Source organism: Arthrobacter subterraneus (genome assembly GCF_900099735.1).
Classification (GTDB): Bacteria; Actinomycetota; Actinomycetes; order Actinomycetales; family Micrococcaceae; genus Arthrobacter_D; species Arthrobacter_D subterraneus.
The window spans coordinates 83369-99247 of the sequence record NZ_FNDT01000002.1 but is presented as its reverse complement, the minus strand read 5'-3'; the positions used below and the strand labels follow the sequence as shown (position 1 = coordinate 99247).

Below are 15879 nucleotides of genomic sequence, written 5' to 3'. Positions count from 1 at the left end.
ACCGAGCAGAGCCACGACGCTGTGACGGTGTCCCTGCATTGGGGCGGTAGCCCCGCTGGACACTATTTCCGGGAGTCTGATTCCCGGGGATCCTCGGGGGCTGTTTCCGCGGACGCGGACGTACCTGAGGCATCTTTTATTTCTGGAAGATTACCACGATCCGGACTTTTCCCAGCGGAAGTGTCCGGACTATGGACGTCTGCGCCCGATCTGTTATCAACCGGAACCGCTGCAGTTTCGTTGTCACCGGTGTCAACAGGTGCCTGGCCAGGAAGGTAGACAGAGTGCTCCGTCGCGCCACGCTGCTTCACGGAGAGGTAACAGAAGATCGCCAGGGAGACCACAAGGACCAGCACGCTGGTCCAGACATTCAGGCGTTGGGTCACGCCGAGAATGGAGATCATTTCGGCGTCGTCAATGCGCAGCGCCTCGATCCATACCCGGCCGGCGGTGTAGTACGCGGCGTACAGCCAGAACATCCGTCCGCCGCGCAGGGAGAACCTGCGGTCCAGAAGCAGCAGCAGGGCAACACCGGCCAGGTTCCAGAGCGACTCGTACAGGAAGGTGGGATGGAACAGCGTCCCCGGATCGGCATCCGGGGGGAAGTTGGCGTTGTCCGGGTCGATTTCGAGGCCCCAGGGCAGGTCGGTGGGAGCACCGAACAGTTCCTGGTTGAACCAGTTGCCCCAGCGGCCGATTGCCTGGGCAAGCAGCACGCCGGGCGCCGCAGCATCGGCGAAGGCCGCCAGGCGAACTCCGGCGCGCCGGCAGGCTATCCAGGCTCCCACCGCTCCGAGTGCGACGGCGCCCCAGATGCCCAGGCCGCCCTCCCAGATCCGGGGTATGCGGGAGAGGTCGCCGTCGGGGCCGAAGTAGGCATCCGGCGAGGAGAACACATGGTAGAGACGGCCGCCGATCAGGCCGAAAGGGACAGCCCAGATGGCAATGTCCCAGACGACGTCGGGGTTACCGCCGTAGCGCTTCCAGCGGGCAGAGGTCAGCAGCAGGGCAACGATGATCCCGGCGAGGATACACAGTGCGTAGGCGTGGATGGTGGCCGGGCCGATCGAAAAACTGGCCCACTCCGCAGGCGGGCTGGGAATACTCGCGGGGATCATCTCAGCCCTTCGGGGTTCCGGTACTCAGGTCCTTCGCCAGGGCAGCCACGGCTTCGACGCCGCCGTCGCGCAGGGCTGCAACCAGTGCGGTGCCGACAATGACGCCGTCGGCGTAGGCTCCGATTTCCCGGACGTGCTCCGCGGTTGAAACCCCGAGTCCCACGCAGGCCCGTTCTGCACCGGCACGATGAGCGGCTGCGACAACCTCACGCGCTGCCGAGCTCACGGAGGAGCGCGCACCGGTGATTCCCATGATGGACACCGCGTAGACGAATCCGCGGGTGGCGTCCACGGTGGACTGCATGCGCTCCGGGGAACTGGAGGGGGCGACGAGGAAGACGCGGTCCAGGCCGAACTCGTCGGACACCGCAAGCCATTCTGCAGCCTCGTCAGGAATAAGGTCCGGTGTGATGAGGCCCGCGCCGCCGGCTTCGGCAAGACGGCTCGCGAATTCGCGGACGCCCATGCGCATGACCGGGTTCCAGTAGGTCATGACCAGGACCGCCGCATCGGTGCGGCTGGTGATCCCGGCGACAACATCGAAGATCTGCCGCACGGTGAAACCGTTCCGGAGAGCCTCGACGGTTGCCTCCTGGATCACGGTCCCGTCCATCACGGGGTCCGAGTAGGGAATTCCGATCTCGATCAGGTCCACGCCGTTTTCCGCCATCGCAACGGCTGCGTCAATGGTGGTCTGGACGTCGGGGAAGCCCGCCGGCAGATAACCCACCAGGGCGGTGCGTCCCTGGGCGCGGGCCCGCTCGATCGCGGCGGCGGACTTGCTCAGGGTTTCGGTGCTCACAGTTGTTCCCCTTCGGCGCCGATTTCGGCCTCGGCACTGTCTTCGGGCAGCAGGTCGAACCACTCCGCCGCAGTTGCCACGTCCTTGTCGCCGCGGCCTGAAAGGTTCACGACGATGATCTTTTCTGCGGGATCGCCCGGCTCCGCCGCCAGGCGCTGCCCCACCTTCAGTGCTCCGGCAAGCGCGTGCGCGGATTCGATGGCGGGGATGATGCCCTCCGTCCGGCAGAGGAGACGGAATGCTTCCATCGCTTCAGCGTCGGTGATGGGCTCGTAGCTGGCCCTGCCGATATCCGCGAGGAACGCATGTTCCGGGCCGACGCCCGGGTAGTCCAGGCCCGCCGAGATGGAGTGGGATTCAATGGTCTGGCCGTCGTCGTCCTGCATCAGGTACGAGCGTGCGCCGTGGAGGACGCCTGGGCGGCCGAGGGTGATGGTGGCAGCATGCCGGCCGGTATCGACCCCGTCGCCGCCCGCCTCAAACCCGTACAGGGCGACCTCGCGGTCGTCGAGGAAGCCGTGGAAGATCCCGATGGCGTTGGAGCCGCCGCCGATACAGGCGCAGACGGCGTCGGGAAGCCTGCCGGTCGCGCTGAGGATCTGCTCGCGTGCCTCCTCGCCGATGACCTCGTGGAAGTACCGGACCATGGCCGGGAAGGGGTGGGCGCCGGCCGCTGTTCCCAACAGGTAGTGGGTGGTCTGGACGTTGGCCACCCAGTCCCGCAGGGCGTCATTGATGGCGTCCTTCAGCGTCTGGGATCCGTTGGTCACCGGGATGACCTCCGCACCGAGCAGCTGCATGCGGGCAACGTTGAGCGCCTGACGCCGGCAGTCCTCCGCCCCCATGTAGACAACGCACTCGAGTCCCAGCAGGGCTGCGGCGGTGGCGCTCGCCACGCCGTGCTGGCCTGCGCCCGTTTCGGCGATCACGCGGGTCTTGCCCATGCGCTTGGCGAGCAGGGCCTGGCCCAGCACGTTGTTGATCTTGTGGGAGCCGGTGTGGTTCAGGTCCTCACGCTTGAGGAACACGCGCACTCCGCCGGCATGCTCGGCGAACCGGCGGGCCTCGGTGAGCAGCGACGGCCGGCCGGAGTAGGTCCGGTTGAGCTCTGCGACCTGCGCCAGGAACTCGGGATCCGACTTGGCCTTCTCGAAGGTGTCCTCGAGCTCGTCCAGCGCCGCGATCAGCGATTCGGGCATCCAGCGTCCGCCATAGGCCCCGAAATACGGACCCTGCGCGTGGCGCAATGATCCTCCAGCCAGAAATGCCTCTGCAGCGCCCTCAGTCACGGACTGGGGCTGTGGGGTGTCGGTCATGAACCTGCTGTCCTGTCGTATGGTGTGCGGCTGTCCGTCCCGTGGGCGACAACCTCAGTGATGCAATGCGCTGCCGGCCCGCGCGAACTCGCCGACCGTGAGTTCGGGGTTGGAGTGGCGGACCAGTGCTTCCCCGACGAGGACGGCCTGCGCTCCGTCGGCAACGAAGGTCTCGACGTCAGCGATGTCCCGGACGCCCGACTCCGCGACCACTACCGCACCGGCCGGAATGAGCCCCGCCAGCGCAGCGAAAACCGAGCGGTCGATCTCGAGGGTTTTCAGGTTGCGCACGTTGACGCCGATGATCCTGGCTCCGACGGCAACGGCGCGTTCCACTTCCTCGGGCGTGTGCGTTTCGACGAGGGCGTGCATGCCGAGGCGTTCCGTGAGCTTCAGGAAGGAGTCCAGCGTGGCGTCGTCGAGCGCGGCGACGATGAGGAGGATCAGGTCGGCGCCGTGGGCGCGGGCTTCCCAGATCTGGTACTCATCGACGGTGAAGTCCTTCCGCAGCAGTGGAAGATCCACTGCTGCGCGGACTGCGTCAAGGTCTGCCAGGGATCCGCCGAAACGGCGTTCCTCGGTCAGGACACTGATCACCGCAGCGCCGCCGCGCTCATACGCTGCGGCAAGTTCCGCTGGATCCTGGATGGCTGAAAGGTCCCCCTTTGAGGGGCTCTTCCGCTTCACCTCGGCGATGACGCGTACTCCTCCAGCCCGCGGCGTGAGCGCCGCGAGCGCATCCCGGGGCGCCGGCGCCTGACGGGCCAGGGTCTGCACCTCATCGAGGGAGAGCTTCTGCCTGCGGACGTCGAGGTCTTCCCGGACGCCGGCGATGATGTCGTCGAGAACGCTCACTTAGTCCCCGGAGTTCTTGAGCCGGTGGCCGCCGACGCCGAATCCAGCCTTCTTCAGGATGATTCCGAGCGCGAGGCCGATCACCATGATGAGGACGCCGATCCAGAACAGAATGGTGCCGGCGTCCTTGTTGCCTTCCGTGCTGGCGAAGATGAATGCGAAAGAGGACAGGGCGGCGCCGGCCAGCATCACGAAGACCGCGGTCCACGCTGCGGGGCTGTTGCCGTGTCCGATGGTTTCATCATGGGCCGCGGAATGCTCAACCATAGGGGTGTCGTTGGTACCGGTTTCAGGCGCGGTCTTGGCCATGGCGTATCTCCTTGTGCTGTGGTCTGCAGTCCATTCTGCCATTGATTCGGCGGCGGACTGATTCGGCGCGGCTGGTCAGCGGTGCACGCTCACCCGGTGGGGTCCTCACCCCGGCTGAGGCTGTCCCAGCTGTCTATCTCGTCACCGTTCGCATCGGTCTTTGCCGCCCCCTCCGGGGTGACCGGCTGTTCCTTCCCGCTCTGGTACCGGCGGGCGGTGCGCCAGCTTCGGCCGGCGACAATCAGCCACACCGCGCACACCACCAGGGCAGTGCCTGCCAGCGCGGCCAGCCACGGCATGGCGGTGCCGGCAACCGATACCCCGTCCTGGCCCGTGACGCCCAGTGCCTCGCCGATGGCCGGCGCCGCAGAGGACGCCGGATCAGTGGCGACAGCGATGCTGCTGAAGGCTATGCCCACACCGGCCACGGTCAGAATGGCCGCGATGATGAACCGCGCCACCCGGCCTGCGATCGACGCCGCCAGCGCGGCAGCCAGGCCCACCAGTGCAAAGGCGGTCACCGCCGTCGCGGCCTCCGAGCCCGGAACCTGAATGGCGGGGGTTTGGACGGCGGTTTGCGGCAGGGTCACCGAAAGCCAGGTCTGGGTGGTGCTGCCGAAGGCGGCCAGGGCGGCGACCACGGTTCCCAGCACGACGACGCCCCGGCGCCGCAGTGCCGGTGTGCGGGGGGCAGCCGGCGGGTCCGACGCCGGTCGGGAACTCACGCTGTGCCCGTGCCGGGCCCGGACACCGGGCGGAGGCTCCTTGCCATCAGGGCCGCCCGCAAGGGCGCGGCGGCCTTGTTGACCGTTTCCAGGGCTTCGGCTTCCAGCTCGGAATCGGCGACAATGCCGCCGCCGGCCTGTACGTAGGCGCGGTTGTCGCGCAGCAGCGCCGACCGGATGGCGATGGCCATGTCCATGTCCCCTGCGAAGTCGAAGTAGCCCACCACTCCCCCATAGATTCCCCGTTTATGGGGTTCAAGTTCGTCGAGCAGCCTCAGCGCCCTCGGCTTGGGCGCCCCGGACAGGGTACCCGCGGGGAACGTGGCCGCCAGCACGTCGTATGCCGTGCGCGCCGGATCCAGTTGCCCGACGACGGTGGAGACAAGGTGCATGATGTGGCTGAACCGCTCGACTTCCATGAACTGCGTGACGTCCACCGTGCCGGGCCGGCACACCTTGGAGATGTCGTTGCGCGCGAGGTCCACCAGCATGAGGTGCTCGGCGCGCTCCTTTTCATCGGCAAGGAGTTCCTCGGCGAGCAGGCGGTCCTGTTCACCGGTCTTCCCCCGCGGACGGGAACCGGCGATCGGGTGCGTAATCACTTCGGAACCGTTGACCGTGACGAGCGCTTCCGGAGATGAACCGACAATGGAATAGGGACGCCCAGCCGTGTCTTCAAGGCTGAAAAGGTACATGTAGGGGCTCGGATTGGTGGTGCGCAGCACCCGGTAGACGTCCAGCGCCGATGCCTCGCAATCGAGTTCGAACCGGCGCGAAATAACCACCTGGAACACCTCGCCGTCGACGATTGCCTCCTTACCGCGCTCGATCGCGGCGAGGTAGCGGTCGCGGTCCCACCGTTCCCGGACACGAGACATCAGCGAGGCGGTGTCCGCGGCACCGTCAGCCAGTACCGACACCGGCTGATGGGATGCGCCGGCGAGACGCTGCAGCATGCTCCGGAGGCGCCCGACGGCGTCGTGCCAGGCCTCGTCGACCCGCTCGGACGAGTTGTCGTAGTTGATGGCATTGGCCACGAGGGTGACCTTGCCGCCCGCGTTGTCATGAATGGCCATATCGGTGACGAGGTTCATGGCGAGCTCGGGCAGGTCCAGGTCATCTTCCGGCGGGGAGGTAAGCCGTTCCCAGTGGCGGACGGACTCCCAGCCGATGAACCCGACCATGCCGGAGGTAAAGGGCGGGAGGCCGTCGAAGCGGGCTGTCTGGAGTGCTTCCACGGTCCGGCGAAGGGCTTCGACCGGGTTACCGTCCACGGGCACCCCGGCCGGCGGCTCGCCGAGCCAGCATGCCTCGCCGTCCCTGGTGGTCAGCGTCGCCCGGGAATTGACGCCGATGAACGAGTACCGCGACCAGACCCCACCCTCTGCGGCCGACTCCATGAGGAAGGTTCCGGGGTGGCCGTCGGTCAGCTTCCGGTAGATGCCGATCGGCGTATGGGCATCATCCAGTACCGTCAGGCGGACCGGGATCACCCGCCGGTCCCGTGCCAGGGCCCGGAACTCCTCCAGGCTGGGACTGATTACTCCGAGCTCGTCCATGAGATGCATTTCCTCAATCCTCGCGTCCGGCCTGAGCGCGGACGGGCTGGTGGTTTACTACGCCGCAGGCGGCGTTTATGCGGACCCGACGACGGCGGCAAGGTCCCTGCCGTCGAAGCAGGTCCGGGTGCCCGTGTGGCATGCGGCGCCCACCTGGTCCACGCGGACCAGCAGCGCGTCCCCGTCACAGTCCAGTGCGACCGATTTCACATACTGCACATGGCCCGAGGTGTCTCCCTTGCGCCAGTATTCCTGCCTGGACCGCGAGTAGAACGTCACCCGGCCGCTGTTGAGGGTCCGCCGGAGCGCCTCGTCATCCATCCAGCCCAGCATCAGCACCTCACCGGTGTCGTGGGCCTGGATGATCGCGGCGACAAGGCCGGCGGCATCCCGCTTGAGCGCCCCGGCGACGGCGGGGTCGAGTTCGGGTGCCTCGTTGGGCTCGGGCAGTGCGGCGGGTTCGGGGTGTTGTGACATCGCAACTGATTCTAGTCGTGCCGCGACGGGCCGCTGCATTGAGGGCGGCCGGTGCCGGAACCGCGCGCGCAGGGCGTCCGTCATGCTATTTTCAGCAGTGATGCATTTCGTTGATCCTTCCCGTGAAGTCCTGTCCGAAACCCTGCTGGCGGCCGGGCCTCACTCACCCACGCTGTGCGACGGCTGGCAGACCAAGGAGCTCGCTGCGCACCTCTACCTGCGCGGTCATCGGCCCGCCGTCGGAATCGGCGCGCTCATCAAGCCGCTCTCGGTGGTGTCGGAGAAAGCCACCCGGTCGCTGGCCGCGAAATGCTCGTCCACCCAGGCTTATGAAAAGCTGGTCAACGATTTCCGCAAGGGACACCCGTTCTACTCTCCGATGCGCCTGCCGTCGCTTGACACCAGCACCAACCTCATCGAGTACTTCGTGCACACGGAAGACGTGCGCCGGGCAACGAGCCGGTGGGCGCCGCGCGCGCTGGATGAGGACTACTCGAACGCGCTCTGGGATGAGCTGATCAAACGCGCAGCCATTCTCTACCGCGGCGTGGACCTGGGAATTGTCCTGGTACGTCCCGACGGGCCGCGGCACGTGGCCAAGCGTGCGCCTGTCTCAGTGGCGATTGTCGGTGAGCCCGGCGAACTGCTCATGCACGCTCACGGACGCACCCGTCATGCGCTCGTCACCTTTGAGGGGCAGCCCGACGCCGTCGCCCTGCTCGAAAGCGCGGAAGTCGGCCTCTGACCGGGCCCGCCGGGCAGGAACTCAGCGCACCGTTGCGGTGCCCGGGAGTCAGCGAACGGGGAATCCGGCGTTCCGGATGGCCCGCTTGACCTCGGCGATGGCATCGACCGGACCGAAGTGGAAGACCGATGCGGCGAGCACCGCGTCGGCGCCCGCTGCGACCGCCGGTGGGAAGTGGGACGGCTCGCCGGCTCCGCCGGACGCAATGAGCGGAACCTTCACAGCGGCGCGGACGGCCCGGATCATCTCCAGGTCAAAGCCCTCACGGGTGCCGTCGGCGTCGATCGAATTCAGCAGGATCTCCCCCACCCCGCGCTCTGCAGCCTCACGCGCCCAGGCAACCGCGTCAATCCCGGTGCCTTTCCGGCCCCCGTGCGTGGTGACTTCAAAGCCCGACGGCGTTGAACCATCATGCGTGCGCCTCGCGTCGAGGCTGAGCACCAGGACCTGCGATCCGAAGTGGGACGTGATCTCGTCGATGACCTGCGGGCGTGCGACCGCTGCGGTGTTGATGGAAGCCTTGTCCGCGCCGGCACGCAGCAGCCGGTCGACGTCGGAAATCTCCCGGACCCCGCCGCCGACGGTGAGCGGGATGAAGACCTCCTCGGCGGTCTTCGCGACCACGTCGAAGGTGGTGGCGCGGTTCCCGGAAGACGCGGTGACGTCGAGGAACGTGAGTTCGTCGGCTCCGGCGCGGTCGTAGCGGTGCGCCAGTTCAACCGGGTCACCGGCATCGCGGAGGTCTTCGAAGTTGATGCCCTTGACCACACGGCCCGCATCGACGTCGAGGCAGGGAATCACGCGGATTGCCACACTCATTGGTTGACCCGCCCTAGATCCGGCACGCGTGGATGGTGCTGACCAAAATGGCACGGGCGCCGAGGTCATAGAGCTCATCCATGATCCGGTTGGTGCTGTTGCGCTTCACCATGGACCGCACCGCCACCCACTCGGAGTCGCGCAGCGGTGAGATGGTGGGCGATTCGAGGCCGGGTGTCAGGGCGGCGGCCTGGTCGACCAGTTCCTTGCGGATGTCATAGTCGAGCAGGACGTACTGGCGCGCCACGAGCACTCCCTGGAGGCGGCGCATCAGGATGTCGAGCCCTGCCGGAGCGGACCCGCGGCGACCGATCAGGACCGCTTCGCTGCGCAGGATCGGATCGCCGAAGATCTCCATGCCGGCGGCCTTGAGCGTATTGCCGGTCTCCACGACGTCGGCGATTGCGTCGGCGACGCCGAGCCGTACTGACGATTCCACCGCACCGTCGAGGCGCACCACTGTCGCCGCGACGCCCTCTTCGGCCAGGAACGCGCGCAGCAGTCCGTCGTAGCTGGTGGCCAGCCGGCGTCCCTCGAGCTCGGCGACGGAGGCGAAGTGCCCTACCGGCCCGGCGAACCGGAAGGTTGACGCTCCGAAGCCGAGGGGAAGGAGTTCCTCGGCGTCCACCTGGGCGTCGAGGAAGAGGTCACGGCCGGTGATTCCGACGTCGAGCGTTCCGGAGCCGACGTACACCGCGATGTCGCGCGGGCGCAGGAAGAAGAATTCGATTTCATTTTCCGGATCCACCATCACCAGTTCGCGGGTGTCGCGGCGCTGGCGGTATCCCGCCTCGCTGAGCATGGCGGAGGCGGATTCTGACAGGGATCCTTTGTTGGGGACTGCTACTCGAAGCATGGGTTTCCTTGCATGAGGAGGGTTTCCTTAGGCTGGCGGCGTGCCGCGCGTGGATTGTTCCCGGGATCCGGGCGCGCGGCTACAGATGCTTGTAGACGTCCTCCAGCGTGAGCCCCTTGGCGATCATCATCACCTGAAGGTGGTACAGCAGCTGGGAAATTTCCTCGGCGGCCGCCTCATTGGACTCATACTCCGCAGCCATCCACACCTCGGCGGCCTCCTCGACCACCTTCTTGCCGATGCCGTGCACGCCTGACTCCAGTTCGGCCACGGTGCGGGACCCGGCCGGGCGGGCGGCAGCTTTCTCGCTCAGCTCAGCGAACAGGGTGTCGAAGGATTTCACTCTGTCAAGGTTACTGGGTTGCACGGGATCCGCCGTATCGCGCCCATTGTGTGTGACGAATCTCTATGCTGCACGGCCGCACGGTCACCGGTTCCACGGCGCCAGCACGGATGCCGTGGCCAGCGCGGCGGCTGTGGCCTCGTAGCCCTTGTCCTCGCTGGATCCTGCCAGCCCCGCGCGGTCCAGGCCCTGGTCTTCCGTATCGCAGGTCAGCACACCGAAGCCCACCGGCACGCCGGTGCGGACGCTGACGTCCGTGAGTCCCGACGTCGCGGCCTGGCACACGTACTCGAAGTGGGGCGTTCCGCCCCGGATGACCACACCGAGCGCGACGACGGCGTCATAGTGCGGTGCCAGCCGCGCTGCAGCGACCGGAAGCTCAAAGCTGCCGGGAACCCGGATCACATCGGGTTCGACGCCGGCGTCCGCTGCCGCCCGGCGGGCGCCGTCGAGCAGTCCGTCCATGATGGCGGTGTGCCAGCTGGCCGCGATGACGGCGAGCCGGAGCGGCTGCTCGCGGCCGATGCCGCTGATGTCGATGGTGGGCGCGCCGTGTCCGGCCATGGTTCTCCTTCGGTAGGGATATTCGGGAATTGGAAGAGCAGGCGTCAGCTCTGCTGGACGATCTTTTCCTGGGGGCGCTGGTGGAACCGCTCCTCGAGGTGGGACAGCTGGTGGTTGAGGCGGTCGCGTTTGGTCTCAAGATAGTGCTGGTTCTCCAGCCGCGACGGAATCTCGGAGGGAACCATCGATTCCACGGCGATGCCGTACCGCTCAAGATGCTCGCGCTTTACCGGGTTGTTGCTCAGGAGCCGGACCGTCGTGATTCCCAGGTGCGTGAGGATCTCGGCTGCGGCCTGGTAGTCCCGCGCGTCGACGGGCAGTCCCAGCTGCTCGTTCGCCTCCACCGTGTCGGCGCCGTTTTCCTGCAGTGCGTAGGCCCGCAGCTTGTTTGCGAGCCCGATTCCGCGGCCCTCCTGCCCGCGCAGGTAGACCACCGTTCCGCCCTGCTCCTGGATCAGTCCGAGGGCCTGTTCCAGCTGCTCACCGCAATCACAGCGGTAGGAGCCGAACACATCGCCGGTGAGGCACTCCGAATGCATCCGGACCAGCGGTGCGCCGTCGGCAACGTTGGTGCCCGGTGAGGACATGGTCAGGTGCTCCACACCGGACGCCGTGTCCACCCAGGCCTGCGCGCGGAAGGATCCGAATGCCGTCGGGATGCTGACCACCGGGCCGCCAACCACCGCACTCATTCCGCAGCTCCGGTTTCCCTCGCAGCCAGATAGGCCGCGAGGTCCTCGATCGAAATCAGCGGCGCCTGGAAGCGGGTGGCGAATTCCCGCAACGCGGGCAGGCGCATCATGCCGCCGTCGTCGTGGGTGACCTCGGCAATGACGGCAGCCGGCTCGACGCCGGCCAGCCGGCAGAGGTCGATCGCGGCTTCGGTGTGTCCCCGCCGCTCCCGCACCCCGCCGTCCACCGCCCGGAGCGGGAACATGTGGCCCGGCCGGGTGAGATCGGACGGGGTGGAAGACGCGGAGGCGAGCACGCGCGCGGTCAATGCCCTGTCCGCCGCGCTGATTCCAGTGCTCACGCCGACCGCCGCATCACAGGAGACGGTGTAGGCGGTCTGCTTCGAATCCTGGTTGTTGAGTACCATGGCCGGCAGCGCCAGCCGGTCAGCGGTTTCCCCGGTCACCGGTACACAGAGCACGCCGGAGGTGTACCGGATGGTCCACCCGGTCAGCTCGGCAGTGGCGAACTGGGCGGCGAAGATGATGTCGCCTTCATTTTCACGGTTGGCGTCGTCGACGACGACGACGGCGCGTCCCGCCGCCATGGCCTCGACAGCCGCCTCCACCGGGTCCAGCCGGATGTCCAGCGCTATACCGCCCTGTTCCCCGGCCGCCTGGGCGTTACCATCAAGGCTCATACGCCCGCTCCCTGCTGTGCGCGCCCGTGTCCGGCGAACGAGAGGAGCCGCTCAGCGTACTTGGCCAGGACGTCCATCTCGAGATTCACCGGATCCCCGATGCTCTTTGCTCCGAGGCCCGTTTCCGACAGGGTGGTCGGAATGAGCCCGACCTCGAACCAGGGCTCGGACGCACCCGGCTGGCTGACGGCGGTCACGGTGAGTGAGACGCCGTCCACGGCGACGGAGCCCTTCTCCGCGGCATACCGGTCCAGCGGTACGGGGACGCTGAACCGGAGGCGCTCCCAGGAGCCGAGGTCCTCGCGCTCAAGGAGCGTTCCGACCCCGTCCACGTGGCCCTGCACAACGTGGCCGTCGAGCCGGCCCGCGGCCGGGACGCAGCGTTCAAGGTTCACTGATCCGCCCTCTTCCAGCCGCCCGATCGTTGTACGGACGAGGGTCTCCCCCATCACATCAACACTGATGCTGGTGCCGTGGATGGTGGTGGCAGTCAGGCACACGCCGTCCACGGCAATGGACCCGCCGGGCTCCAGTCCGGATCCGGTGGCTCCGGCGTCGAACACCAGCACCGCGCTGTCACCGTCAGCGGAGCGCTGCAGGGACGTCACGGTACCCCGTCCGGCAACTATTCCTGTAAACACTCAATGGCCTTTCTCGACGTGCGCCGGGGCCGGCGCAATGGGCTTGAAATGGAGACGGACGTCGTCTCCGAGCTGGGTGACGGCCGCCGCGCCATCCGGATCGAGGCGCCACACGTGAGCGTCGGCGAGTGTGGCCACGCCGAGTCGCTGGAACGCGGGCACACCGGTGCCGAGAAGCATCGGCGCAACGTAGGCGAAAAGCTCATCGGCAAGATCCGCCATGAGGAAGACGCCCACCAGCTGCGGTCCGCCCTCGATCAGGACATGCCGGACTCCCCTGCGGTACAGGTCATCGAGGGCGGCAACGGGATCGTGGGTCGACAGGTGCACAAACCGGTCGCCGCGCATGGCGGCATCGGCCGGCACATCGCGGAGCCCGACGGCGACGCGCAGCGGTTGGCGGGCGGCGTCGGCACCGTCAAGAGCCCGGGCGGTGAGGCGCGGATTGTCGGCCAGCACCGTGCCGGTACCCACCAGGACGGCATCGACCCGGGCGCGGATCGAGTGTCCGTCCGCGCGGGCGTGCGGGCCGGTGATCCATTGGCTGGAACCGTCAGCCGCGGCGGACTGCGCGTCGAGGCTCTGGGCGACCTTGACGGTGACGAAGGGACGCCGGGCACGGACGGCGGCAAGCCAGCGGCGGTTCAGTTCAGTGGCGGCATCGGCCAGGAGGCCGCCTGCGACGTCGATACCCTGACCGGCCAGCCGCGCGGCGCCTCCGGCTGCTTCGGGGTTGGGGTCAGCTGCCGCATAGACAACGCGGGAGATTCCAGCCGCCAGGAGCGCTTCGGTGCAGGGTGCGGTACGCCCGGTGTGGTTGCAGGGCTCAAGGGTGACCACCATCGTGCAGCCGGCCGGGTCGATGCCCTGTTGGACCGCGTTTTTCAGGGCGGCCACTTCTGCGTGATCCGTCCCGGCACCCAGGTGCGCACCGGAGGCGACCATGGCGCCGTCGTCGTCGAGAATCACGGCGCCCACCAGCGGATTGGCGCCGCGCACACCCTGCCCGGCAAGGAGCAGCGCGTGCTCCATCGCCATCATTTCCTGCGCGGTCAAGGGCTGGCTGGCGCCGGTCATGGCAGCCTCCACCCGGAAGCTCCGGCAGAAAATCCCATGTCGTATCCCTCACCTGGCTCTAGGGCTCCGGGGGATCGACAGGAAGGGCCGGCACTGCCAAGGGCGCGCAGGACGCCGACGACAGGGCACAGCCAAAGCTGCACGCGCTTCTCCCATCCAGACTTTAACTGTCGGTACCGGAATTTCACCGGTTCAACCGCTTGCTGCCGCAGGGGCAGCGCGCGGGTCGCGGACTATAACCGCCGGTTCGGAATTACACCGACCCCGGAGCACGTTGTACGACGCTTATTCTTCCACAACTTTTCTGCGCACCCGAAAGCGTCCGTAACACGGGGCGCCCACCGTTGAGTACTCGGATAGCGCGGGAACCGCACCTGCATTTCCCTCTCCGGGCACCCGACCGACGGTGGCTAGACCCTGGCTTCCGCCTTCGGCTCGGCCCTGGCAGCGGCCCTGGTCTCGGGCTTTGCATCGACGCCGGCTTCCTTGCGCTGCTGCGGCGTAATCGGAGCCGGAGCCGCGGTGAGCGGATCGTAACCACCGCCGGACTTGGGGAAGGCGATGACGTCGCGAATGGAATCGCTGCCCGCGAGGAGTGCGACCACGCGGTCCCAGCCGAAGGCGATTCCGCCGTGGGGAGGTGCGCCGTACTTGAAGCCCTCCAGCAGGAAGCCGAATTTCTCCTGCGCGTCCTCGGGGCTGATCCCCATGACCGCGAAGACCCGCTCCTGCACGTCACGGCGGTGGATACGGATCGAGCCGCCACCGATCTCGTTGCCGTTGCAGACGATGTCATAGGCGTAGGCCAGCGCGCTGCCCGGATCCGTGTCGAAGGAGTCAAGGAACTCCGGCTTCGGGGAGGTGAAGGCGTGGTGCACGGCCGTCCAGGCGCCGGTTCCCACGGCAACGTCGCCTGCCGCGACAGCGACCGACGCGGGCTCGAACATGGGTGCGTCCACAACCCACACGAAGGCCCACGCCTCCGGATCGATGAGCCCGGTCCGGTGACCGATTTCCACCCGGGCGGCACCCAGCAGCGCACGGGATGGAGACTTCTCGCCCGCAGCGAAGAAAATGCAGTCGCCCGGCTTCGCGCCTACGGCAGCGGCCAGACCGTCCCGTTCGGAGTCCGTCAGGTTCTTGGCCACCGGACCGCGCAGGCTGCCGTCGTCGTCGATGAGGACGTACGCCAGGCCCTTCGCGCCGCGCTGCTTGGCCCATTCCTGCCAGGCGTCAAGCTGACGGCGCGGCTGGGAGGCTCCGCCGGGCATGACTACCGCGCCCACGTACGGCGCCTTGAAGACACCGAAGCCGGTGTCCCTGAAGTATTCGGTCAGTTCGGTGAGCTCGAGGCCGAAGCGCAGGTCCGGCTTGTCCGAGCCGTAGCGGGCCATGGCGTCGGCATAGGTCATCCGCTGGATAGGCGTAGGGATCTCGACGTCGATCAGCTTCCACAGTGCCTTCACCAGCGCCTCGCCGAGCGCGATGATGTCGTCCTGCTCAACGAAGCTGGCCTCGATGTCCAACTGCGTGAACTCGGGCTGGCGGTCTGCCCGGAAGTCCTCGTCGCGGTAGCAGCGCGCGATCTGGTAGTACTTTTCGAACCCGCCCACCTGCAGCAGCTGCTTGAAGAGCTGCGGGGACTGCGGTAGGGCATACCAGGAGCCGGGCGCCAGCCGGGCCGGGACCAGGAAGTCGCGGGCGCCCTCAGGGGTGGAGCGGGTGAGCGTAGGGGTTTCGATCTCGACGAACCCGTCTCCGTGCAGCAGCTCACGGGCCACGCGGTTCGCTTCGGAGCGCAGGCGGAGGTTTGCGTTCGGGGCGGGACGGCGGAGGTCGAGGTAGCGGTGCTTCAGGCGTGCTTCCTCCCCGACCTCTACGTGCTCATCGATCTGGAAGGGCAGCGGATCGGAGGTGTTGAGGATGGTCACCTGCTCGGCGATGACCTCGATTTCACCGGAGGCAAGTGCGGGGTTCTCATTGCCCTCGGGCCGCTTTTCGACGGTGCCGGTAATCTGCAGCACGTACTCGTTGCGCAGGGAAGCGAACACGTCCTCTTCCCGGACCACCACCTGGGCCACGCCCGAGGCGTCACGCAGATCCAGGAAGGCCACGCCACCGTGATCACGACGGCGGGCCACCCATCCGGCAAGAGTAACGGTTTGTCCGATGTGCCCGGTCCGCAGGGAACCAAGGTCATGTGTGCGCAGCACAGCATTCCTTCCGGTGTGGTTAGGATCAGTGGATTAGATCGCTGAATTGAATCGCTAGGTTCGAGTTTACCGCCGGATGAGTTGCACT

At 67.1% G+C, this 15879-nt stretch carries 18 protein-coding genes and 1 riboswitch; of the genes, 1 reads left to right on the top strand and 17 read right to left on the bottom strand.

From position 1 onward, the window contains the following. Window positions 1-62 precede the first annotated feature (62 nt). From lgt to hisI, 8 genes are all read right to left on the bottom strand, one after another. The gene (gene lgt / locus BLS52_RS03730) at window positions 63-1118 is read right to left on the bottom strand and encodes a prolipoprotein diacylglyceryl transferase (RefSeq protein ID WP_090584575.1); all 1056 of its coding nucleotides are present in this window, start codon (window positions 1116-1118) and stop codon (window positions 63-65) included. Window position 1119: 1 nt separating this feature from the next. Beyond that, a complete protein-coding gene (trpA, locus tag BLS52_RS03725) occupies window positions 1120-1920 on the bottom strand; it encodes a tryptophan synthase subunit alpha (protein ID WP_090584574.1) in 801 nt (266 codons plus the stop codon). Next, a complete protein-coding gene (trpB, locus tag BLS52_RS03720; RefSeq protein ID WP_090584573.1) occupies window positions 1917-3236 on the bottom strand; it encodes a tryptophan synthase subunit beta in 1320 nt (439 codons plus the stop codon). The genes trpA and trpB overlap by 4 nt, the downstream gene beginning before the upstream one ends. 54 nt (window positions 3237-3290) lie before the next feature. After that, window positions 3291-4091, bottom strand: coding sequence for an indole-3-glycerol phosphate synthase TrpC (trpC, locus tag BLS52_RS03715; RefSeq protein WP_090584572.1), 801 nt, complete (start codon window positions 4089-4091; stop codon window positions 3291-3293). Continuing rightward, complete coding sequence (locus BLS52_RS03710) at window positions 4092-4400, bottom strand: HGxxPAAW family protein (RefSeq protein WP_245702682.1); 309 nt, start codon at window positions 4398-4400, stop codon at window positions 4092-4094. It abuts the gene before it with no gap. Between the two features lie 89 nt (window positions 4401-4489). Further along, entirely contained in the window at window positions 4490-5125 is a 636-nt protein-coding gene (locus tag BLS52_RS03705; RefSeq protein ID WP_090584571.1) for a Trp biosynthesis-associated membrane protein, read from the bottom strand. Next, entirely contained in the window at window positions 5122-6684 is a 1563-nt protein-coding gene (locus BLS52_RS03700; protein WP_090584570.1) for an anthranilate synthase component I, read from the bottom strand. Before BLS52_RS03700 ends, BLS52_RS03705 begins: the two co-directional genes overlap by 4 nt. A 75-nt stretch (window positions 6685-6759) precedes the next feature. Further along, window positions 6760-7161 carry a phosphoribosyl-AMP cyclohydrolase gene (gene hisI, locus BLS52_RS03695; RefSeq protein WP_175460080.1) on the bottom strand — a complete coding sequence of 134 codons (402 nt, stop codon included), beginning with the start codon at window positions 7159-7161 and terminating at the stop codon, window positions 6760-6762. A 100-nt stretch (window positions 7162-7261) separates the two neighbouring features. Here hisI and BLS52_RS03690 point away from each other — a divergent pair, with 100 nt between their 5' ends. Continuing rightward, entirely contained in the window at window positions 7262-7906 is a 645-nt protein-coding gene (locus BLS52_RS03690; RefSeq protein ID WP_026543677.1) for a TIGR03085 family metal-binding protein, read from the top strand. Window positions 7907-7954: 48 nt separating this feature from the next. Here BLS52_RS03690 and hisF read toward each other — a convergent pair whose 3' ends face one another. From hisF to aspS, 9 genes are all read right to left on the bottom strand, one after another. Next, entirely contained in the window at window positions 7955-8725 is a 771-nt protein-coding gene (gene hisF / locus BLS52_RS03685) for an imidazole glycerol phosphate synthase subunit HisF (RefSeq protein ID WP_090584569.1), read from the bottom strand. Between the two features lie 13 nt (window positions 8726-8738). Next, window positions 8739-9581 (bottom strand): ATP phosphoribosyltransferase, encoded by an 843-nt coding sequence (gene hisG / locus BLS52_RS03680; protein ID WP_026543679.1) that lies wholly within the window; start codon window positions 9579-9581, stop codon window positions 8739-8741. A 79-nt stretch (window positions 9582-9660) separates the two neighbouring features. Beyond that, complete coding sequence (locus BLS52_RS03675; protein ID WP_026543680.1) at window positions 9661-9924, bottom strand: phosphoribosyl-ATP diphosphatase; 264 nt, start codon at window positions 9922-9924, stop codon at window positions 9661-9663. 84 nt (window positions 9925-10008) lie between these two features. Beyond that, window positions 10009-10488, bottom strand: a complete 480-nt coding sequence (ribH, locus tag BLS52_RS03670) for a 6,7-dimethyl-8-ribityllumazine synthase (protein ID WP_090584568.1) — start codon at window positions 10486-10488, stop codon at window positions 10009-10011. A gap of 44 nt (window positions 10489-10532) precedes the next feature. After that, entirely contained in the window at window positions 10533-11180 is a 648-nt protein-coding gene (gene ribA, locus BLS52_RS03665) for a GTP cyclohydrolase II (protein WP_090584567.1), read from the bottom strand. Next, window positions 11177-11860 carry a 3,4-dihydroxy-2-butanone-4-phosphate synthase gene (gene ribB / locus BLS52_RS03660; RefSeq protein WP_090584566.1) on the bottom strand — a complete coding sequence of 228 codons (684 nt, stop codon included), beginning with the start codon at window positions 11858-11860 and terminating at the stop codon, window positions 11177-11179. Before ribB ends, ribA begins: the two co-directional genes overlap by 4 nt. Next, window positions 11857-12501 (bottom strand): riboflavin synthase, encoded by a 645-nt coding sequence (locus tag BLS52_RS03655; RefSeq protein ID WP_090584565.1) that lies wholly within the window; start codon window positions 12499-12501, stop codon window positions 11857-11859. The genes ribB and BLS52_RS03655 overlap by 4 nt, the downstream gene beginning before the upstream one ends. Further along, on the bottom strand, window positions 12502-13578 hold the full coding sequence (ribD, locus tag BLS52_RS03650) for a bifunctional diaminohydroxyphosphoribosylaminopyrimidine deaminase/5-amino-6-(5-phosphoribosylamino)uracil reductase RibD (RefSeq protein WP_035777380.1): 1077 nt from the start codon (window positions 13576-13578) through the stop codon (window positions 12502-12504). A 140-nt stretch (window positions 13579-13718) separates the two neighbouring features. Next, window positions 13719-13854: riboswitch (FMN riboswitch) on the bottom strand. 134 nt (window positions 13855-13988) lie between these two features. Continuing rightward, window positions 13989-15791, bottom strand: a complete 1803-nt coding sequence (gene aspS / locus BLS52_RS03645) for an aspartate--tRNA ligase (RefSeq protein ID WP_090584564.1) — start codon at window positions 15789-15791, stop codon at window positions 13989-13991. Between the last annotated feature and the right edge of the window lie 88 nt (window positions 15792-15879).